The 18,833-nt window shown below is 59.4% G+C and carries 18 protein-coding genes, 1 pseudogene and 1 riboswitch; of the genes and pseudogenes, 11 read left to right on the top strand and 8 right to left on the bottom strand.

What is annotated here, in order from left to right; genetic code table 11:
- Nucleotides 1–289: 289 nt before the first annotated feature.
- The 5 genes and pseudogenes from NIM86_RS12515 to NIM86_RS12495 form a co-directional block, all read right to left on the bottom strand.
- On the bottom strand, nt 290–1,489 hold the full coding sequence (locus NIM86_RS12515; protein ID WP_253382613.1) for a hypothetical protein: 1,200 nt from the start codon (nt 1,487–1,489) through the stop codon (nt 290–292).
- The gene (locus NIM86_RS12510; protein ID WP_253382611.1) at nt 1,489–1,977 is read right to left on the bottom strand and encodes a hypothetical protein; all 489 of its coding nucleotides are present in this window, start codon (nt 1,975–1,977) and stop codon (nt 1,489–1,491) included. The genes NIM86_RS12515 and NIM86_RS12510 overlap by 1 nt, the downstream gene beginning before the upstream one ends.
- Nucleotides 1,978–2,377: 400 nt before the next feature.
- Nucleotides 2,378–2,512, bottom strand: coding sequence for a hypothetical protein (locus NIM86_RS17270; RefSeq protein ID WP_371872892.1), 135 nt, complete (start codon nt 2,510–2,512; stop codon nt 2,378–2,380).
- 311 nt (nt 2,513–2,823) lie between these two features.
- Nucleotides 2,824–3,036 (bottom strand): annotated as a pseudogene (locus NIM86_RS12500) (transposase); the annotation flags it as partial.
- A 14-nt stretch (nt 3,037–3,050) separates the two neighbouring features.
- Complete coding sequence (locus NIM86_RS12495) at nt 3,051–4,334, bottom strand: TIR domain-containing protein (protein ID WP_256478470.1); 1,284 nt, start codon at nt 4,332–4,334, stop codon at nt 3,051–3,053.
- A gap of 956 nt (nt 4,335–5,290) precedes the next feature.
- Here NIM86_RS12495 and NIM86_RS12490 point away from each other — a divergent pair.
- From NIM86_RS12490 to NIM86_RS12460, 7 genes are all read left to right on the top strand, one after another.
- Nucleotides 5,291–5,611: a hypothetical protein gene (locus NIM86_RS12490; protein WP_253382607.1), complete on the top strand. Its 321-nt coding sequence runs from the start codon at nt 5,291–5,293 to the stop codon at nt 5,609–5,611.
- 233 nt (nt 5,612–5,844) lie between these two features.
- Nucleotides 5,845–6,081 (top strand): hypothetical protein, encoded by a 237-nt coding sequence (locus NIM86_RS12485; RefSeq protein WP_253382605.1) that lies wholly within the window; start codon nt 5,845–5,847, stop codon nt 6,079–6,081.
- 149 nt (nt 6,082–6,230) lie between these two features.
- Nucleotides 6,231–6,382, top strand: a riboswitch (TPP riboswitch).
- A gap of 93 nt (nt 6,383–6,475) precedes the next feature.
- Nucleotides 6,476–8,320: a phosphomethylpyrimidine synthase ThiC gene (gene thiC, locus NIM86_RS12480; protein WP_253382603.1), complete on the top strand. Its 1,845-nt coding sequence runs from the start codon at nt 6,476–6,478 to the stop codon at nt 8,318–8,320.
- Nucleotides 8,317–9,321 carry a glycine oxidase ThiO gene (gene thiO / locus NIM86_RS12475; protein WP_253382601.1) on the top strand — a complete coding sequence of 335 codons (1,005 nt, stop codon included), beginning with the start codon at nt 8,317–8,319 and terminating at the stop codon, nt 9,319–9,321. The genes thiC and thiO overlap by 4 nt, the downstream gene beginning before the upstream one ends.
- Entirely contained in the window at nt 9,290–9,487 is a 198-nt protein-coding gene (thiS, locus tag NIM86_RS12470) for a sulfur carrier protein ThiS (RefSeq protein WP_253382599.1), read from the top strand. The genes thiO and thiS overlap by 32 nt, the downstream gene beginning before the upstream one ends.
- An 11-nt stretch (nt 9,488–9,498) precedes the next feature.
- Nucleotides 9,499–10,266, top strand: a complete 768-nt coding sequence (locus NIM86_RS12465) for a thiazole synthase (protein ID WP_253382597.1) — start codon at nt 9,499–9,501, stop codon at nt 10,264–10,266.
- Between the two features lie 11 nt (nt 10,267–10,277).
- Nucleotides 10,278–10,883, top strand: coding sequence for a thiamine phosphate synthase (locus NIM86_RS12460; protein WP_253382648.1), 606 nt, complete (start codon nt 10,278–10,280; stop codon nt 10,881–10,883).
- Between the two features lie 245 nt (nt 10,884–11,128).
- Here NIM86_RS12460 and NIM86_RS12455 read toward each other — a convergent pair whose 3' ends face one another.
- Nucleotides 11,129–12,034, bottom strand: coding sequence for a LysR family transcriptional regulator (locus tag NIM86_RS12455; protein ID WP_253382595.1), 906 nt, complete (start codon nt 12,032–12,034; stop codon nt 11,129–11,131).
- Nucleotides 12,035–12,146: 112 nt separating this feature from the next.
- Here NIM86_RS12455 and NIM86_RS12450 point away from each other — a divergent pair, with 112 nt between their 5' ends.
- Both NIM86_RS12450 and purU read left to right on the top strand, forming a co-directional pair.
- The gene (locus NIM86_RS12450) at nt 12,147–13,649 is read left to right on the top strand and encodes a CoA-acylating methylmalonate-semialdehyde dehydrogenase (protein ID WP_253382593.1); all 1,503 of its coding nucleotides are present in this window, start codon (nt 12,147–12,149) and stop codon (nt 13,647–13,649) included.
- 183 nt (nt 13,650–13,832) lie between these two features.
- On the top strand, nt 13,833–14,681 hold the full coding sequence (gene purU, locus NIM86_RS12445) for a formyltetrahydrofolate deformylase (protein ID WP_253382592.1): 849 nt from the start codon (nt 13,833–13,835) through the stop codon (nt 14,679–14,681).
- A gap of 85 nt (nt 14,682–14,766) precedes the next feature.
- On the opposite strand, the gene NIM86_RS12440 is transcribed toward purU, so the two are convergent.
- Nucleotides 14,767–17,055 carry a methyl-accepting chemotaxis protein gene (locus tag NIM86_RS12440; RefSeq protein WP_253382590.1) on the bottom strand — a complete coding sequence of 763 codons (2,289 nt, stop codon included), beginning with the start codon at nt 17,053–17,055 and terminating at the stop codon, nt 14,767–14,769.
- 191 nt (nt 17,056–17,246) lie between these two features.
- Between NIM86_RS12440 and NIM86_RS12435 the strand changes: the two genes are divergently transcribed.
- The gene (locus NIM86_RS12435) at nt 17,247–18,008 is read left to right on the top strand and encodes an SDR family NAD(P)-dependent oxidoreductase (protein ID WP_253382587.1); all 762 of its coding nucleotides are present in this window, start codon (nt 17,247–17,249) and stop codon (nt 18,006–18,008) included.
- A gap of 18 nt (nt 18,009–18,026) precedes the next feature.
- On the opposite strand, the gene NIM86_RS12430 is transcribed toward NIM86_RS12435, so the two are convergent.
- Entirely contained in the window at nt 18,027–18,380 is a 354-nt protein-coding gene (locus tag NIM86_RS12430; protein WP_253382585.1) for a hypothetical protein, read from the bottom strand.
- Between the two features lie 137 nt (nt 18,381–18,517).
- On the opposite strand from NIM86_RS12430, the gene NIM86_RS12425 reads away from it, so the two are divergent.
- Nucleotides 18,518–18,763 carry a DUF6455 family protein gene (locus NIM86_RS12425; protein WP_253382583.1) on the top strand — a complete coding sequence of 82 codons (246 nt, stop codon included), beginning with the start codon at nt 18,518–18,520 and terminating at the stop codon, nt 18,761–18,763.
- Nucleotides 18,764–18,833: the final 70 nt, after the last annotated feature.

The raw sequence follows: 18,833 nt of genomic DNA, 5'->3' as shown, positions 1-18,833 counted from the left end.
GAGGATGCCCTCGAATTGGCTGAGCACACCGAAATCTAGCCCTGTGCGGTTCCGTTAAGGCGGAGCCGCACTTTATCCAACTGCTGCTGTGTTTCGCGTTGAGGCAGTGCAGCTTCGCGCCCGCATTTTTGCCATTTCGGAACCTGCCGTGATCTCCCGAAAGCTGCCGGTCAGCCGATCCTTTGCAGCGTCTCGGCTGGCGTGGCAGTGCGGCGAGCGACGAACGCCCGGATTTCAGCGAAGCCTCAAACGAAGCGAGCGCAGGATAGCGTGCGTGTTAGAGAAGAAATTAGATGAAGGAATGGAAGACCGTCTCAAGCCACGGGCCGATTGTTCCGAGCGCCTGAACCAGTGACTCATAAAGCCCAGCAACAAGAACAGTCACGCCGCCGACTGCAGCTATCCCTATACCGGTCCCGAAGGATTTCGCCATTGCATCCACCGCCATATCGGCCTTCGGGCCAACGTATTTTGCGATGCGAACCAGGATTACGCTTGCTTTCGAAACAGCGACGACGTCCGGCTCCTCTTTCTCGAGTTCAACGAGTACAGCTTTGGCGGCTTCTCGGGTCTCGTCCAACTCCTCCTGCGTGAAACGTTCGTCCGGCGGCGGATTGTTGTCGCCTATGCCACCTCGAACCCTTTCTTCTGGGGGAAAGTGCGCTGCTAATTCGGCAAACGCCGATCGCATGTTGGAGCGAGCCTCACGCTCCCCTGACGTGCCGAACTGGGGAACCTCGCCTGCTTCTACCACTCTGACCGACCGCCGAAGATCAATCTCCAATTCATCGAGCGGTGAAAGGGGCTCGTAGTCTGAGCCCTCATCTCGTCGATCGGGGTGCGCCGAGGTTGGTGCCCAGTCGTAAATGCCGTCCGCTTGAATTTTCTCGACGGCAAGTTCGATAGCCTTATCAGATGCGAAGCCGCCGAACTCGGTGGCTAGCTCATCATCGGCGCTATATGGCCCACCGTGCACGTATAGATAGCCACCCTCACGGCCGTTGTATGGGGTCTCGTGCGCCGGATCCTCGTGATAGCCCAAGAACCAAAACGTCAGGTACGGCACCTGCCTGTCGGCTGGCAGGTTGGCGAGTTCGACAGCAGTAATGCCAAGGTCATCGTCTTCGGCATAATATCGTTGAATGCTGCCAAGTAGGTCGTCCGATGCCGGCGGAGGTGTGAGTTCGAAAGGCTCTTCCGCATCCTCTGCATCCAGGATCACAGCTATGTCGAAATCCTCAAGAAGCTCATGGCCGCCGAAGTTGTGTGTGATATGGTTTGTCACGCCGACCGGATATTCGGACAATTCCCATCGAAGGTCGCCGAGATCAGGGTGAGCGATTTCGGCCGTGTAGATCGTCTCCGGCCCCATTTGACGATCGCCGTCACCGCCGGATGCCTCCCACTCGAGTTCGTCACGCTCGATTTCGAATTCTTCGCCCGTATCCCGATGGCGAATACGAGCAACACCCGTGGTTTCGACGTGCATCAGCGACCACCTTTCGGTCGAGCAAATGTCTCGATGTCGGTGCTAGCGTCTTCCAGACGCCGTTTAGCAGCCGCAGTGGCTTCGGGTTCGAATTCGCTCTGATGGCGCAGGATGATCGCTGCGCCGGTCAACTCCGGCATGCCCCATTCGAGCAGTTGCTCGAACCCGGCCGTTGGTTTTGGGTCCGTCGCGAAATCGGCGAGCGTCTGATGAATACCGACCTGAGCGACTTCGTCCCGCGTACGATGCATCGGCGCCTTTTTATCCTGATCGAGGCGCCGGTGCTCTTCGAACGCGGCGACCATCGACCAGAAATCGTGCTCTAGCGTGCCAGGAGTCTCGGAGGGCACGATCTCGATTAGGACTCGGAAGGCGCAGTCGGCAACCTCATCGACGCCGTTCTTCTGCGCGTTTTCTCGGAACTTCCGAAGGCGATCGGCGTCATCGGTGGCCGCGATGGCAGAGAGTATTTTCGAACGGTCTGGCAAAACTGGCTCCGGCAACCCGACGTTGCGATCGGCAGGAGCCTAACGTGTTAGTGATCTAGTTCAAGCGCAGACATAACCGTCCATGCACTCAAATCAGGCAGATCACGATTTCCGCTCTATGACCTGCTGCCACTCAGGCGACTGCTTGGGAACAGCAAGAATAGGGTCATCAACCGACATTGCGGAGAACGAAATCCGCTCGGTCTTCGCCGCTGATCTTCGGCAAGATGCAGGTTTCATATCCAAGCTCGCCGTAAGCGCGATGGCCTTGATCAGATCATGCTGCCGATCCTCGTCAGTCACAAAGATCTCGGGCCAAGGAGGCGACAGGAAGACGGTTTCATCATAGCGGTCGTAGGAAGCTAGTCTAGGACATCCCGGTCGGGCATCCTATTGCATTTTAGAGCGCCATCGCCGCATCGACCAATCCGTGGTCGGAGAACACCAAGCCATTTCTGTCGGCCATGTGGCTCCGGTCTTCAGCCGCGAGGTCGATTGCTCGGTTGGCGAAGGCACAAAGGTTTACCCAGAGCAGGGCAAGACCGGCACTGCGTTGATCATCCTCTACGATCCGCCGGCCCGGCTCGGGCTACGGTGGCATATCCTCTATGGCTAAACTCGGCGAGAAGGGTCGAGTTTCCGCCTCCGGAACAACCGGAAAGCAAGGTGTACCGAAGGCTCATGGCAACTCTCGTCCGTTGTCTGGATAGAGGTAAAGTTAGGGAAGGCTGCAATGACCTAAAAGAGTGTCGGCAGCGGCCCAAATGCTTCGCGCCCCACACCGGTCGTTCGAAATAACTTGGCGCGATCTGTGAAGCTGCCATTTGTTGCGCAATGTTCGAAGGTCTATTGAGGGCTGATTACGTGAAAAAAGTCGGTCTGAGGCCGTAGCTTCGCGAGTTTTCTCAGGTTCTGGGCTATGGCGGCGAGCAGGAATTCGTCCTTGGCGCCATTGGGCTCTCGCAGGCGCAGACGCGTCAGGCCGAGAATGCGCTTCAGATGTGCGAAGAGCATCTCCACCTTCTTCCGCTTGTCTCGGGATACCTTGTAAGCCCTGGTTTTACTGTCAAAGATTAATCGCCGTAGAACAATGGAATCCCTTCAATGGCTCTTTTCAGAACGTTTGGCGGTATAGATAGAAAGTCTTGGGTCATTTCATCGAAATAATTGGCATTCTCGTAAAAATTCCAAGAGTTCTCCCGGTCTTGAAGAAATGAAAGCGTGTCAACAAGTTTCGTGTCTATGTTATGATCTCTCAAAAGACTAGCGACATCCGGGTTCTCATAAAAGTCCTTCATTTTGGTATTGAATAACTTCGGCGTATTTCCAAGCTTTCCTCTGTAGTGATGTAGATATCTCCAAACTGCAATAATGGGATCCATCTTGTCCAGCGCCTGAAAAATTCTATACACCTTAGATTGCGCATCGTCCAAAAGGTCCATGACAGCACGAAAGGCTTGGCGATGCTGTTCCGACAAAAATAGCCATACGAAATCATTCGCAATCCTCTCCAACTCATTCGGTGGAACGGTTTTGAATCTTTGTTCCGCGTAGACGCGAATGCTCACCCTCTTGCTTCGAGACAAGCTTGTATATGCCGGTATGTCGCCCAAGATAACTTCATTAATATCATGATACGCGATTAGCAGTAGGAGGTCTCGCCTATCTCCTGCAGAAAAATCAAGTTCCAAACAAGGTATGAAGCACTCCGATATATGCGCAAGAGAAATGACGTGGTCATATACGCTTCTCACTTTGACTTCCGGCCTGAATCCTTGAAGTCTAATTAATTTTCCAGATCTCTTTACACCCTTTAGGGTCTTTACGATGGGAATCCTACGAACCTGCGGGAGCTGAATTGCCTCCCCTTCAAGGTCCTCCAATATCTCCGCAACGTGAGATTTTATCCCTAAGGTGCTGTCGAAGCTCTTTTTGGGGCCATATCGTTCAGCCTTCAGCGATTGCAAGAAGTCCAGCGCCGATGCCAAACTCTTTCCGTATTCACTCTTTTTCGTAAAGTCTATATATTTTCTGTCCACGAGGAACTCAGGTATTTCACAGTCATCCAAAAGGACAGGCACCACCATAGTTTTGCCGCCGGACACCTGCTTAAAGAATTGAGATTGCCATTCCGTCGAGACCCACGTAGACCTCACGGCCGCCTCGCTGAGAAATAGGAATATTACATCCGCTCTCTTCAATCCATTTTGGATCTCCTCCGAAATTGATGCAGCATAAGGAATATTATCTTCGTCTATCCAAGTATCGAAACCGCCGCTTTTCAAATCAGAATTTATTCGTCGTACGAATTCTTTGTCCCTCGATGAATGGCTTAGAAAAATTGAGAGGCGTTGCATTCTGTATGGCTCAAGGTTCTATGACATTACGAGGTTAGGCTCGCCTGCTCAGAGAAATAAGTCAACGTTCTCAGTTGCAGAAAATTTGCGTCATAGCGCCTTGCGTGACGAGATTGCCAAGTGTTCAGGCACCGAAAGCATGACCTTCTTGGCCAACGTGTGGTGCTTCTCCAAAGGTGTCGCGTCCCCTTAGACGGGCCGCTTCCGGATCAGCTTGACGCTGTGCTCCATAATCTCGCCGCTGACATCCACTCGCTTCGTTTCCGCGAGGATCCTGCTCTCCTACGTTCCCCGAACGCCTCCGATTGTGTGATTTGATGACGGTATCCGTTCAAGGGTCGGTCGACGAAGGGGACTCACATTTCTCGCCACAAGGAAGTCGGAGAGCTTGAAGCGCACGTCTGAACGAAAAAAATCTTCAACCTCGAGCACTGCGCGAAAATGACTGCTTGGTCCGCGATGTGTAAGATCGAGGGCAGATAGATCATGCAGCCGCAGCGAAAGTCCGGTCTGGTGAAGCTGCATCGCAGCGCTTGACGTGGTCGGCAATGGCCGGTTTGGGCAGAAATCGATTACAAGCCCGATAAGCGCGATTGTCCGCTTGCCGGGCTCGTTTCCGAAAGCCGCCATTCAACTCCCGGCCCCTCATCAGCCCCTTCCCCCATTCGCTTCTTTCCCCTATAACCATCACGGGCCGGAAAATATTCCGGTCTGGGGCGTAGAAACCCCGCACTAGTGGGCCGGTATCGACCAGTTCGAACCGGTGCGATACCTTTCTCAGACAGCTATGGCCGGGGAGGCCTCGACGTATGTCCAGAGCTTCGGCTTAAAGGTCGGGGCGGCCGTGCTAGTGCGGTTTTCTAACTCCCCGGTCACCAGCTCGTCTGGTGACCGTTTCCAAAAATGATTTCATTGGCTTGTCTTTACTTGGACAAGCGTGAAACGGGGAGTTGCCGATGAGTGACTACAATTTCCGCGCCGATCTGCTCGATACGTTCCAGTCTGCGCCGGATTGGATCAAGGCGCTGATGCTAATCCTGCCGCTGGCCTTCGTGCTGGGCCTGATTGTGGTGCTGCTGCATCACCGCCGCGCCGCGCGCCGCCATGAGCGGCTCGATGCGATTGAGCGCGACGACCGCCATGCCGAACGCGAGCAGTTGCTGGAGGCCGCGCTGGCCGATCTGCGCTGGCGGGATGGACAGATTGCCGGGCGCGCGCCCCGCCCTTTGCGACAGGATGAGCGGTTCAATGAGACGCTGATGCTGGGCCGGAATTAGGGGGCCGGCGCTTTCCTTCGCCCCCGCGGGGCGAGGAATGCGCTGCGGAGCCGTCCCACCCCCTCAAGGGAGAAGTGGGCGGTTCCTGCTCCGCCGTGCCTGCCTATTCAGGCTCTCGCCACGCGTCGCCCCGTCCTGCGGGCACTCAATGGGGAGAGGGGCGTTTGCCCCCTGGAACCATTTCCTCCCCGCCCGGATTGCTCCTTCAAGCCAATCCAACAGGGAGATGATCCATGGCGCAGTGCGAACAATGCGGAAACGATTACAGCCGGGCCTTTCAGGTGACGATGGATGGCAAGACCCACACATTCGACAGTTTCGAATGCGCGATCACAGCCTTGGCCCCGACCTGCCCGCAATGCGATGCGCGGGTAATCGGTCATGGCGTGGAAAAGGGCGACACCGTCTATTGCTGCGCCCATTGCGCCGAGATGGACGGCGTGACGGGCCTGAACGACAGCGTCTCCTGACGTCGTTCGGAATTTTCTCGTCGCTCCCCCTCACCCAAGTCCGGCATCGGCCCGGCTGGGCGTCGCCGTGCCTGCCTATCCCTCTCCCCCATGGGGCGAGGAAGACGGAGCACCCCTTGCGCCATACCCGCAAGGCGCGTATCTCTAGGTCACGAAGCCAGGGGGGCTCCACCGGCGCGTTTCGCGCCAAGGAGCTGAGAGGCCGATAAGCGTAGTGTCTCGATGGCGGTGCGCGGCGCGGCGACCCTTCGAACCTGATCCGGGGTGAAAACCGGCGTAGGGAGCGCGAAGCGGACGGCCCAAAGCTACAAGACCGAAATCCGGCCCGCCATTCCGCCCTCCCGTTCAACGCCACCTCTCCGGATCGCGAATGTGCGAAACGAGGAGCGCGTCCATGAACGTCGTCAAGCCTGTCACCCCCGAAGTCACGCAAGGGTCGCTGCCCGCCTCCTGCAAGGTGTTCGCCCGGGGCGAGCACCACCCGCAGATCGCCGTGCCGATGCGCCAGATCGCCGTGCACCCGACGGCAGGCGAGCCGCCGGTGACGGTCTATGATTCCTCCGGCCCCTATACGGACCCCGAAGCGCTGATCGACATTCAGGCCGGGCTGCCGCGTCACCGCGAAGCATGGATCGAGGCGCGGGGCGATTGCGAGCGGGGCGAGGGGCGCGAAGTGAAGCCGGAGGATAACGGCTTTGCCAAGGGCGACAAGCTGACACCGGAGTTTCCTGTCCGCAACAAGCCTTTCAAGGCGAAAGGCAGCAAGGCCGTCACGCAGATGGCCTATGCGAAGGCCGGCATCATCACGCCTGAGATGGAATATGTCGCGATCCGCGAAAATCTCGGCCGCGAAGCCGCAAAGGCCAAGCTGGAGCGGGACGGCGAGGATTTCGGCGCGGCGATTCCGGATTTCGTGACGGCGGAGTTCGTGCGCGAAGAGATCGCGCGGGGGCGGGCGATCATCCCCTCCAACGTCAACCATCCGGAACTGGAGCCGATGATCATCGGCCGCAACTTCCTGACCAAGATCAACGCCAATATCGGCAATAGCGCCGTCACCTCCTCCATGGCGGAAGAGGTGGAGAAGATGGTGTGGGCGATCCGCTGGGGCGGTGACACGGTGATGGACCTGTCGACGGGCCGCAACATCCACAATATCCGCGAATGGATCATCAGGAATTCGCCGGTGCCGATCGGCACGGTGCCGCTCTATCAGGCGCTGGAGAAGGTGAACGGCATTGCCGAGGATCTGTCGTGGGAGGTGTTCCGCGATACGCTGATCGAACAGGCCGAGCAGGGCGTCGATTATTTCACCATCCATGCGGGCGTGCGCCTGCATTACGTGCCGCTGACGGCCAATCGCGTGACGGGCATCGTCTCGCGCGGCGGCTCGATCATGGCGAAGTGGTGCCTGCATCACCACAAGGAGAGCTTCCTCTACGAGCATTTCGACGATATCTGCGATATCTGCCGCGCCTATGACGTCTCCTTCTCGCTGGGCGACGGTCTGCGCCCCGGCTCCATCGCCGACGCTAACGATGCGGCGCAGTTCGCCGAACTGGAGACGCTGGGCGAGTTGACGAAGATCGCCTGGGCGAAGGACTGCCAGGTGATGATCGAAGGCCCCGGCCACGTGCCGATGCACAAGATCAAGGAGAACATGGACAAGCAGCTCGAAGTGTGTGGCGAGGCGCCGTTCTATACGCTCGGGCCGCTGACGACCGATATCGCGCCGGGCTACGACCACATCACCTCGGCGATCGGTGCGGCAATGATCGGCTGGTTCGGTACGGCGATGCTCTGCTACGTCACGCCGAAGGAACATCTCGGCCTGCCGGACCGCGATGACGTCAAGACCGGCGTCATCACCTACAAGATCGCGGCGCATGCGGCGGACCTCGCCAAGGGCCATCCGGCGGCGAAGATCCGCGACGATGCGCTTTCCCGCGCGCGGTTCGAGTTCCGCTGGGAGGACCAGTTCAATCTCGGCGTCGACCCCGATACCGCGCGGCAGTTCCACGACGAGACGCTGCCGAAGGAAGCGCATAAGGTCGCGCATTTCTGCTCCATGTGCGGGCCGAAATTCTGCTCCATGCGGATCAGCCACGACATCCGCGCCGAGGCGCAGAAGGAGGGCATGGAGAAGATGGCCGAGAAATACCGGCAGGGCGGCGATCTCTATATGACTCCCGACGAAGTGGCCGAACTGGATGAAAAATCGGAGACGCCTGCCGAATGACCGTCCTCGTCGCCGGGGCCGGTGTGGCCGGCCTCGTCACAGCGCTGACTTTGGCCGAAGCCGGCCATTCGGTTCGCATCGTCGACAAGGCGGCGGGTTTCGGCCCGTCCGCCTGCTCCTGGTATGCGGGCGGCATGCTCGCACCGTGGATCGAGGCGGCGACTCAGGACGCGGTGGTGAAGCGGCGCGGCGTGACCGCCATCGACTGGTGGGCGGAGCGCGTGCCGGTCACGCGCAACGGTTCACTGGTGGTCGCGCCCGGTCGTGACAGCAGCGAACTGGCTCGGTTCGCGCGGCGCGCCGAGGCGTTTGAATGGCTGGATGGCGAAGCCATCGCGGCGCTGGAGCCGGACCTTGCGGGCCGTTTCTCCAAAGCGCTGTTCTTCGCCGATGAAGCGCATCTCGATCCGCGTCAGGCGCTGGTCGCCTTGCAGGCCCGCCTGGCGGTGCGTGGGGTCACGGTTGAATACGGGGCCGATCTCGCTGCTGAGATGAAGCGCCACGGGGGCACGGTGATCGACTGCCGTGGCATGGCCGCGAAACCCGAGCTGCCGGCGCTGCGCGGCGTGCGCGGCGAAATGCTGATCGTGCGCTGCGCCGACATTTCGCTGTCGCGTCCGGTGCGGCTCATCCACCCGCGCTTCCCCTGCTATGTCGTGCCGCGCGGCGATGGACACTTCATGATCGGCGCAACGCAATATGAGAGCGAGCGGCGCGGGCCGGTCACGGTGCGTGGAACGGTCGATCTCCTCAACGCGCTCTACGCGCTGCATCCGGGTTTTGCCGAAGCGGAAGTGATCGAGACCGGCGCCGATCTGCGGCCGGCCTTTCCGGACAATCTGCCGCGCGTGGTCAGCGATGGCCGGGTGATCCACGCCAACGGTCTTTTCCGGCACGGTTTTCTGCTCTCGCCTGCGGTGGCAAGGGATGTGTGCGAGGTTATGGATGGGCGACAAGCGGAGTTCTCACATGTACCTGACCGTCAACGGCAAAGCGCTTGATGCGCATGCGGGCAATCTCGCCGCGCTGCTCGATGAGCTCGATTATGCCGACCGGCTGGTAGCGACGGCGCTGAACGGCGAGTTCGTGCCGAAGGACGAGCGGGACGCGGCCATGTTGAGCGAGGGCGACAAGGTCGAGATCCTCGCGCCTATGAAAGGCGGCTGAGAAATCGTGTCATGACTAGCTTCTATGGCTATGAGCCGAAATCGCGCCTGTTCCTGGGCACTGCGCAATATCCGTCACCGAAGGTGCTGGAGGACGCCGTACGCGCCGCCGAGGTCGATATCGTCACCGTCTCGCTGCGGCGCGAGGGCGCCGACGGGGCAGGGCAGGCCTTCTTCGACCTGATCAACCATCTTGGCGTCCGCGTCCTGCCGAACACGGCCGGCTGCCATGGCGTGAAGGAAGCGGTGACGACAGCGCAAATGGCGCGCGAAGTGTTCCGCACGCCATGGATCAAGCTGGAGGTGATCGGCGAGAACGACACGCTCTGTCCCGATGTGGTCGCTCTGGTGGAAGCGGCCCGCATCCTTATCGAAGACGGGTTCGAGGTGTTTCCCTATTGCACGGAAGATCTCGTCATCGCCGAGAAGCTGCTGGCGGCGGGCTGCAACGTGTTGATGCCCTGGGGTGCGCCAATCGGCACCGCGCGCGGGCTGAACAATGAATACGGCCTGCGGTCGCTACGTGGCCATTTTCCGGATGTGCCACTGGTTGTCGACGCTGGAATTGGCCTGCCGAGCCATGCGGCGCGGGCGATGGAACTCGGTTATGATGCGGTGCTGCTCAACAGCGCAGTGGCGGGCGCAGGCGATCCGTCCAAGATGGCAAAGGCCATGGCGCTTGCGGTGGAAGCCGGCTCGCTCGGACGGGAGGCAGACCCGCTCGATCCGCGCGACATGGCCGTGCCATCGACCCCGGTCTTCGGAAAGGCGATGCTGTGAGCAAAACGGAAATGCGAACCGCGCTCGATCCCTTCTATCTGATCGTCGACGATGCCGATTGGATCGAGCGGCTCGTGCCTGTCGGCGCGAAGCTGGTGCAGCTTCGATGCAAGGGAATGGGTGAAGACGAGCTTCGCGACAATATCCGCCGCGCGAAAGCCTGCTGCATCGCTCATGACTGCACGCTCGTTATCAATGACTACTGGCGTCTCGCCATTGAGGAGAAATGCGCCTGGGTCCATCTCGGCCAAGAGGACCTAGCGGAAGCGAACCTGCCAGAAATCCGGGCTGCTGGCCTTAAGCTCGGCATCTCGACCCACGACAAAGCGGAGCTGGCGGCGGCGCTTGCGGCCAAGCCGGATTATGTCGCGCTCGGACCGGTCTGGGAAACGAAACTGAAAAAGATGCCGTGGGACCCACAGGGTCTCGAACGCGTCAGGCGCTGGAAAGACCGGATCGGCGATTTGCCGCTTGTCGGTATTGGCGGCGTGACGGCAGAGCGCGTGCCGGAGCTCATGGCTGCCGGTGCCGATATCGCGGCGGTGGTGACAGACATCACCCGCCACGACGATCCCGAAGCGCGAATGCGAGACTGGATCAGTGCGACCCGCCCCTAAGGCTTTAAACGGTTCTATCGAAGCCTTTGTCGCTCGACATATGCATATCGATGAATTCGTTAGAAAATATCGTCAGACAGGAAATTTATCCTTGCGCGTACATGAAAATATGCTAATTTACCGGCGTCTGGATGACTGAGGAAGATACCGAGAAGGTCGCTTTCCGGATGGTTGTCACGGCCTTTCGGCGTCACTGCCCCGACGTCGAATATCCTGCGCCCGATGTTCTCTGCATCGGGCGCTTTTTAAAGCGCTTCCCCGCCAGTTTGCCGAACGAATTGCGCGGCCGCTGATTTGACCTCACCGAGAAGAAAGTCGGAAGCGGCGCGGATGCGCGCCAGCCCCCGCAGGCTTTCATGGTGGATGAGCCAGTAGTCACGGCGGGTGATGAGATCGGGAAGAATTCGGATCAGATCGCTTCGCCCTGCCGCCATGAAATCGTGAAGAACAGCGATTCCGGCTCCCGCGCAAACCGCTTCGAACTGCCCCATCGTGCTGGAGACCTCGACCGTGGAGCGCCAGCCCGGATGAAACTCCTGTGCGTAGGCAAGCATGGGAGAAAAGACCAGGTCGTCAACGAAACCGACCAAGCGATGATCGAGCAAATCGTTGCGATCCTTCGGCGTGCCGAAGCGGGCGAGGTAGTCGGGCGATGCATAGAGGCTCAACGTATAGTCTGTGAGTTTCTGTGCGATGAGCCGCCCCGATTGAGGACGGCCCAGAGTGACCGCGATATCGGCCTCGCGCTTCGATAGCGAGAATGTCTGCGACACCGGCACAAGCTGGATCTGCAGATTGGGATAGGCGGAGGCGAACCGATCGAGGCGTGGCGCAATGAACGCATGGCCGAAGCCGTCCGGCGCGCCGATACGAATGGTGCCGGAAGGGCTTTCGCCGCCTTCGGTCAATGCCGCCTGGGTTTGCAGAAATTCATTCTCGACCCTCTCCATGGCATCGGCAAGCATCCGGCCAGCTTCGGTCAGGGTGCAGCCCGTCGTTCGCCGGACCAGCAGCGAAATGCCCATCGTTTTTTCCAGCGCCGTCAGCCGGCGCGAGAGTGTCGCCTGATTCAGCCCGACCGTGCGAGCGGCATCCAACAGCGTGCCAGCGCGCGAGACGGCAAGAAGCAGGCGGCCATCATCCCAATCCATACCAGCATACCCTTATGTTATGCGTTAGTGCATAACGATTATCATCTTGCGTCGATTGTTATGCAATAAATTATATCGCATTTGTTCGCCAACACAGAGACAGGAGGATTTTATGAGCACCATTTCTCATTTTGTTGGCGGTAAAGCCGTATCCAGTACATCCGGGCGAAGCCAGCCCGTCTTCAACCCGGCCACTGGCGAGAGCGAGAAGACGGTTCTCCTTGCCAGTACAGACGAGGTAAACGCGGCGGTCGAGACGGCGAAAGCCGCTTTTCCGGGCTGGGCCGCGACGACGCCGCTGCGCCGCGCCCGCATTCTCGACAAGTTCAAGACGATCCTCTGGGACCGGCTGGATGATTTGGCCACGGCGATTTCCGCCGAACACGGAAAAACCTTCGACGACGCCAAGGGCGAGGTCATTCGCGGCCTGGAGGTGGTGGAATTCGCCGTCGGCATTCCGAGCCATCTGATCGGCGACTATTCCGCTCAGGTCGGTACCGGCGTCGATACGTTCGCGCTTCGCCATCCGCTCGGAGTGGTGGCTGGCATCACACCCTTCAACTTTCCGGCCATGGTGCCGATGTGGATGTTCCCGGTGGCGCTCGCCTGCGGCAACACCTTCATTCTGAAGCCCTCCGAACGCGATCCCTCGGCCTCCATGCTGATCGCCGAATGGCTGACCGAAGCGGGTCTTCCCGAAGGCGTCTTCAACGTCGTCCATGGCGACAAGGAAGCCGTAGATGCGTTGCTTCACAATCCGGACGTCAAGGCAATTTCCTTCGTCGGCTCGACGCCTATCGCCCAATATATCCATGCGACTGGCACGGCGAATGGCAAACGGGTTCAGGCGCTCGGCGGCGCAAAGAATCACATGATTATCATGCCGGACGCCGATCTCGACATGGCGACCAATGCTCTGATGGGCGCTGCCTTCGGTTCGGCCGGCGAGCGCTGCATGGCGATCTCCGTCGCGGTGCCGGTGACGGACGCCGTTGCCGATGCTCTGGTCGAAAAGCTGGTGCCGAAGATCGAGGCGCTGAAGATCGGCCCCTACAGCGATAGCGAAGCGGAGATGGGGCCGCTTGTTACCGAGCAGGCCAAGGAGCGAGTTCTCGGCTATATCGACAAGGGCGTCGAAGAAGGCGCCAAGCTGGTTGTCGACGGTCGCAGCTTCAAGCAGGACAAGCAGGGCTACGAGAACGGCTATTATGTCGGCGGGACGCTGTTCGACCATGTCACCCCGGATATGAGCGTTTATCGCGACGAGATTTTCGGGCCGGTACTCTCCATGGTGCGGCGCGATTCCTATCAGGACGCCGTCGATCTGATCCACGGCCATAACTACGCCAATGGCACCGCGATCTTCACCCGCGATGGCGATACGGCGCGGGCCTTCAGCCACGATGTCGAAGTCGGCATGGTCGGCGTCAATGTGCCGATCCCGGTGCCGATGGCGTTCCACTCCTTCGGCGGCTGGAAGGCGTCGATCTTCGGCGATCATGCGATGCATGGCATGGAGGGTGTCCGCTTCTATACGCGGATCAAGACAACCACGACGCGCTGGCCGAGCGGCATTCGCGACGACGCGCAATTCACCATGCCGACACTGGGCTGACGGCAGCTCTAGCGGACACGAAAGGGTCGGCGCAGCAGCTTGCGCCGGCCCTTTCGCTTGCCGGTCGTGACGGGTTTGTCGCTGGAAATGGCGGGTATCGACCATGGCATAGAGAGGTCTTCCCCGTTATAAGCGCCGAAATTTTCAGCAGGCTTTCCTGCCAATGCGATAGGTCAGACAGGTATGAACAGTTTTGTCGTCACGCTTTCCTGCGCCGATCAGGTTGGCATCGTCGCTGCGGTTACGACCGAACTGGCTGCCGCCGGCGCCAATATCGCGGAAAGCGGCCAGTTCTGGGACCGGCAAATCAACCGCTTCTATATGAGACTTGCGGTAATCGTGCCGGAACCGGTCGATCGCGACGCCATCGAACACGCATTGAAGCCGGTGACCGACCGGTTCGATATGCGAACGCGGGTCGTCGACAGCAGCCGCAAGCCGAAAATCGTTCTGATGGTCAGCAAGTTCGACCACGCCATGCTGCACCTTCTCTACCAGATCCGCGTCGGTTGGCTGAACGCCGAAGTGGTCGCCATAGTCTCCAACCATGAAGAGAGCCGCCGGACAGCGGATTACGAGAATATTCCCTTTCATCACTGGCCGGTGACGAAAGAGAACAAGGCCGAACAGGAAGAGAGGCTTCTCTCCCTGGTTAAGGACAGCGGCGCGGAACTGGTCGTTCTCGCCCGCTATATGCAGGTTCTGTCGGACAACCTCTCGAACCGGCTTTTCGGCCGGATCATCAATATTCACCATTCTTTTCTGCCCAGCTTCAAGGGCGCCAAGCCTTATCATCAAGCCCATGCGCGTGGTGTGAAGCTGATCGGCGCCACCGCGCACTACGTGACGCCGGATCTGGATGAAGGCCCGATTATCGAGCAGGAGACCGAAAGGGTGAATCACGCCATGACGGCAGACGATTTCGTTGCTGCTGGCCGTGATATCGAGAGCCGGGTGCTGGCGCGCGCGGTGAAAATGCATCTGGAAGGGCGCGTCATGTTGAATGAGGCCAAGACAATCGTTTTTGCCTGATCGGGAAATCCTTAAAGTCCATCAGACACAAGAAGGCCCGGCACGATGACCGGGCCTTCTTTATCGATGGTGTTTTCGGCGGCGGTCAGGCCGCGTTGGCGATCGCGGATTCGTCCTCGGCAGCCGAGACATCGAATTGCGACAATTGCCGGTTGAGCGAAGCCGCCTCGCTGGCAAGTACCTGACTGCCAGCGGTGGATTCTTCGGCGATTGCAGCGTTTTTCTGGGTCTCCTGATCCATCATCCGCATTGTGCCGCTCACCTTGGCCAAGCCGTCCGACTGGCTACGCATGGAGGTGGTTATGGCGGTGACATGCTCGCTGATGTCGGCGACTTCGCTGACGATGCGTTTCAGGGTCTCGCCGGTATCGCTGACAAGGACCGAGCCGGATTTCACCTTGTCGACCGAGCGGGTGATGAGACCGCGAATTTCGCCCGCCGCGTCGCCGCATCGCTGCGCCAGTTCGCGCACTTCCTGCGCGACGACGCCGAAGCCTTTACCGGCTTCCCCGGCGCGGGCGGCTTCCACGCCAGCGTTAAGGGCCAGAAGGTTGGTCTGGAAAGCGATCTCGTTGATGACGCTGACGATCTGGGTGATCTCGTCGGACGATTCTTCGATTTCCCGCATCGCGTTCATCGCACGATCGACGATTTCAGCCGATTCCGCCGCTTCCTTTTTGGCGTTTTCGACGATGGACTGAACCTGATCGGTTCGGCCGGCGACTTCCGAAGCATCGGAAGCGATTTGTGACAGCGTGTCGGACGACTGCTCAATCGACGCGGCCTGGTTTTCGGTGCGTTTGGCGAGATCGCCCGCCGCATTGCTGACTTCCGCAGACGACAGGCAGATTGAGTCGGCGCTGCGTGCAGCCTGATAGAGCGCGTCGGCCAGTTTCTCGGCAGCCTCGTTATAGTCCACCCGAAGCTGGTCGAATTCAGAAGCGAAGGGGTTTCTGATCCGATGGCTGATATTGCCGTCCGACATGCTCTTCAGGGCCGTGCCGAGCGTTTCCAGCGCATAGCGCCTTGCTTCATTGTCCTTCGCGCTCACGGCCTCGCGTTCGGCTCGCTCGCTTTCGGACTGGTTGCGCATCTGCTGCGTTTCGCCTTCGATGCGAAGCTTCTCAAGCGCCTGCTCACGGAAGACCTCCACTGCCGAGGCCATGGAGCCGACCTCGTTGCGCAGATCGTAATCGTAGGCGGCGTTCTGCAGGTCGCCATCCGCCAGCCGGCGCATATCGTCGGTAAGAACGTTGATGGGCTGCGTGATGGCGCGGGACAACATAATGCCAGCCAGACAAATGCCGATCAGCACGAGCAGGGTCAGACCCGCCATGGTGATCGCCATGTTGTTCACCCCGGCCATCGCGGCGCTTTGATCGTAGATGGAAAGAATATGAAACGGCTTACCATTGAACGTGATGTCGCTGGCGACCGCGAGTGCGGCGCCCAGGCCTTCGGCGTCGTCGAGCGTTCCGCTGAGCTGACCGCTCTCACCGATTTCCAGGCTGGAGAGATCCAGCGGCGCGGGACGGCTCCGCCCGTCGCTGCTTGCGATCACCTGGCCTTCGCTATCGACCAGCAGGAGTGCGCGGACGGCGGGATCGAGCTGTTGTTTCGCCAACATTGCCGAGATTTTATCAGCGGAGATACGGAATGCGACGACCGCCATGGGAGGGGCGACTTCGCCTTCGTCCAGTCCGAAGGTGGATTTGCGAGGCACCGCATGAGCCAGGATGAGCGACGGTCCTTCGACGGGGTAGGGTTCAAATCCGTTGCTCTGAAGGCTAGCGGCTTCGCCGGCCATGATCGAACTGAAGAGGCCGTTTAACGGGCCGAATTCGCTCGTCTCAAGGCTTTGCATGAATTCTTCGGACTTGGTGACCGAATAGACGATATTGCCCTTTTCATCGATCAGGTAGAGATCCGACAGGCCAAGATCCTTCCAGTAGCTGAAAAGCGAATTGTGGACCTCGGAATGCTTCCATTCATAGATGCTGACGTTGCGGTTGCGGCCGGCAAACTGCGCACGTTCCTCCGGCGTCTCGCCGGCGTTGCGGAACGTCTCGATGTTTTCGTCGCGCTTACGTTCGACATTGAAGCCGATGGACAGCTCGGACAGGCTATTGGGCACCATCGCGCCGCCCGACATATTCGCGACGGCCGCCTGAAGCCGCTCCTTATAGTCCTGGATGGAGCGAGCCTGATTCTCGGCCAGCATTGCAAGTTCGCGGTTCGTGGCGTGGCGCATCTCGCCAGAGGCCTGCAAATAGCCGCCCGTGCCAACGACGCTGCAGGCCAGAACGGCAAGCAGTGCAAAAAGAGCCGAAAGGCTCAGGCGCAGACTAAACCGCCCAATCAATCTCCCGAGCATTGGTATCTCCCATTAGACCACTCGTTCCATTGAATGCAGCAAGAGATTTAAATTTGATTTAAACCTTAGTAGTACTCGATCGATCGCGGTGGGGTGAGATCAGGAAGATGGGCTCCAGGGGTCCACAATGTTTCCCTTAAGCACCCCGGCTCTATGTCGAGACCGACGAGAGATTATGGGGAGGAAGTCTTATGGATATTTCAAATCAAGCCGCCCTGGTGACGGGTGGCGCGTCGGGACTCGGTCTGGCAACGGCCATACGGCTTGCAAAGGCGGGCGCGAAAGTCACGCTACTGGACATGAACGAGGAGGCGGGGGGATCACAGGCAAAGGAAATTGGCGGGCATTTCATCAAGGTCGACGTCGCCGATGACGGCGCGGTTCGCGAGGCCGTTACCGAAGCGGAAGACAGGCACGGCGTTGCCCGGGTTCTCATTAACTGCGCCGGGGTCGGCACACCCTCCAAGATGCTCGACCGTGAAGGCAAGGCGACGCCGCTCGACTTTTTCGCCAAGGTCGTCGGCATCAATCTGATCGGCACCTATAATGTCACCGCCAAGTTCGCCGAACGGTTGGCGGCGAGCGAGCCGCTTGGCGAGGAGCGGGGCGTCGTCGTCAATACCGCTTCTGTCGCCGCTTTCGACGGACAGATCGGCCAGCCGGCCTACGCGGCTTCGAAGGCTGGCGTCGCTGGAATGACATTGCCGCTCGCTCGTGAACTGGCCCGATATGGCATCCGTGTCATGGCAATCGCGCCGGGTATCTTTCGCACGCCAATGGTGGCGGGGCTGCCGCAGGAGGCGCAGGACAGCCTTGGCAAGCAGGTGCCTTTTCCGAGCCGTCTTGGCGAACCGGACGAATACGCCAAGCTGGTCGAGGCGATTATCGGCAATCCCATGCTGAACGGCGAAACGATCCGGCTGGATGGCGCCATTCGAATGGCGCCAAAATAGGATCGTGAGCCTTGCCGGTCAGAACAGCCCGCCATAGGCGAGCGCAAGGCTGATAGGCGAGAACGATCCGAAGAAAAGCAGGGTCATGGCGCAGGCTATCGTCCACAGTGCCATGGCGACGACCGGGGGCGCCCAGCCATCCGCGCGCTTGGCGCGCCATGTCAGCCAGGCGTTATAGCCGATCACACCAAGGCCGATTGCAAGCGCCAGCACGATAAAAATGAAGGGCGGCATGGCTGCAAGTGCGCCGCCCTTCGTGACAAGTCGGTAGATGAAAGCCAAAGCCGGTACGCCGAACAGGTTGACCAGAACGAACGTCTTGACGGTCTGGGCGATTGGGGGAGGTGGCGGTAATTCAATTCGGCCCTTCACGTTTTTCTCCCTATCCGGATTGCTTCAAGGACTGAGCGGCTGGATGAGTGAAGATGGCGTTTCGTTGATGCAGATCAATCGTTTGATGGCAAAGCCTGGCTACCTTGCCTTTGCGGCAACCGATCGGGAGAGGCGAAATGGGATTTTTCAAAAGGGCCGAAGAGCACGGCGACCTGCTTGGCGCGATGATGGGGCGCACAGGCGCGCTCGACGATGAGCGGGTCTTGCGTCTCGCCGATTCCGTCCTGCGCTCGGCGTGGTTTCGCTGTCAAGGTTGCCGCCGGGCAGACGAATGTGCCGATTTTCTTGCGAAGGCGGATGCCAGGGAGCCTGCGCCCGACTACTGCCAAAACAAGGCGCTGATGGATTCACTGGCGCGTTAAGCGTCGTCCTGACTTAGCGGTGTGCGCCTTATCGCCGGCGGAAGAGCCGCGCGGCGATGATGAAGGCAAT

The organism is Notoacmeibacter sp. MSK16QG-6 (assembly GCF_024158145.1).
Lineage (GTDB): Bacteria > Pseudomonadota > Alphaproteobacteria > Rhizobiales > Rhizobiaceae > Notoacmeibacter.
This window is presented reverse-complemented; position numbering and strand designations above follow the sequence as displayed.

Coding starts and splice junctions, on each gene's coding strand:
- NIM86_RS12515 (WP_253382613.1), bottom strand. CDS start 1,489: ATGCACGTCGAAACCACGGGTGTTGCTCGTATTCGCCATCGGGATACG.
- NIM86_RS12495 (WP_256478470.1), bottom strand. CDS start 4,334: ATGCAACGCCTCTCAATTTTTCTAAGCCATTCATCGAGGGACAAAGAA.
- NIM86_RS12490 (WP_253382607.1), top strand. CDS start 5,291: ATGAGTGACTACAATTTCCGCGCCGATCTGCTCGATACGTTCCAGTCT.
- NIM86_RS12485 (WP_253382605.1), top strand. CDS start 5,845: ATGGCGCAGTGCGAACAATGCGGAAACGATTACAGCCGGGCCTTTCAG.
- thiC (WP_253382603.1), top strand. CDS start 6,476: ATGAACGTCGTCAAGCCTGTCACCCCCGAAGTCACGCAAGGGTCGCTG.
- thiO (WP_253382601.1), top strand. CDS start 8,317: ATGACCGTCCTCGTCGCCGGGGCCGGTGTGGCCGGCCTCGTCACAGCG.
- thiS (WP_253382599.1), top strand. CDS start 9,290: ATGTACCTGACCGTCAACGGCAAAGCGCTTGATGCGCATGCGGGCAAT.
- NIM86_RS12465 (WP_253382597.1), top strand. CDS start 9,499: ATGACTAGCTTCTATGGCTATGAGCCGAAATCGCGCCTGTTCCTGGGC.
- NIM86_RS12460 (WP_253382648.1), top strand. CDS start 10,278: ATGCGAACCGCGCTCGATCCCTTCTATCTGATCGTCGACGATGCCGAT.
- NIM86_RS12455 (WP_253382595.1), bottom strand. CDS start 12,034: ATGGATTGGGATGATGGCCGCCTGCTTCTTGCCGTCTCGCGCGCTGGC.
- NIM86_RS12450 (WP_253382593.1), top strand. CDS start 12,147: ATGAGCACCATTTCTCATTTTGTTGGCGGTAAAGCCGTATCCAGTACA.
- purU (WP_253382592.1), top strand. CDS start 13,833: ATGAACAGTTTTGTCGTCACGCTTTCCTGCGCCGATCAGGTTGGCATC.
- NIM86_RS12440 (WP_253382590.1), bottom strand. CDS start 17,055: ATGCTCGGGAGATTGATTGGGCGGTTTAGTCTGCGCCTGAGCCTTTCG.
- NIM86_RS12435 (WP_253382587.1), top strand. CDS start 17,247: ATGGATATTTCAAATCAAGCCGCCCTGGTGACGGGTGGCGCGTCGGGA.
- NIM86_RS12425 (WP_253382583.1), top strand. CDS start 18,518: ATGGGATTTTTCAAAAGGGCCGAAGAGCACGGCGACCTGCTTGGCGCG.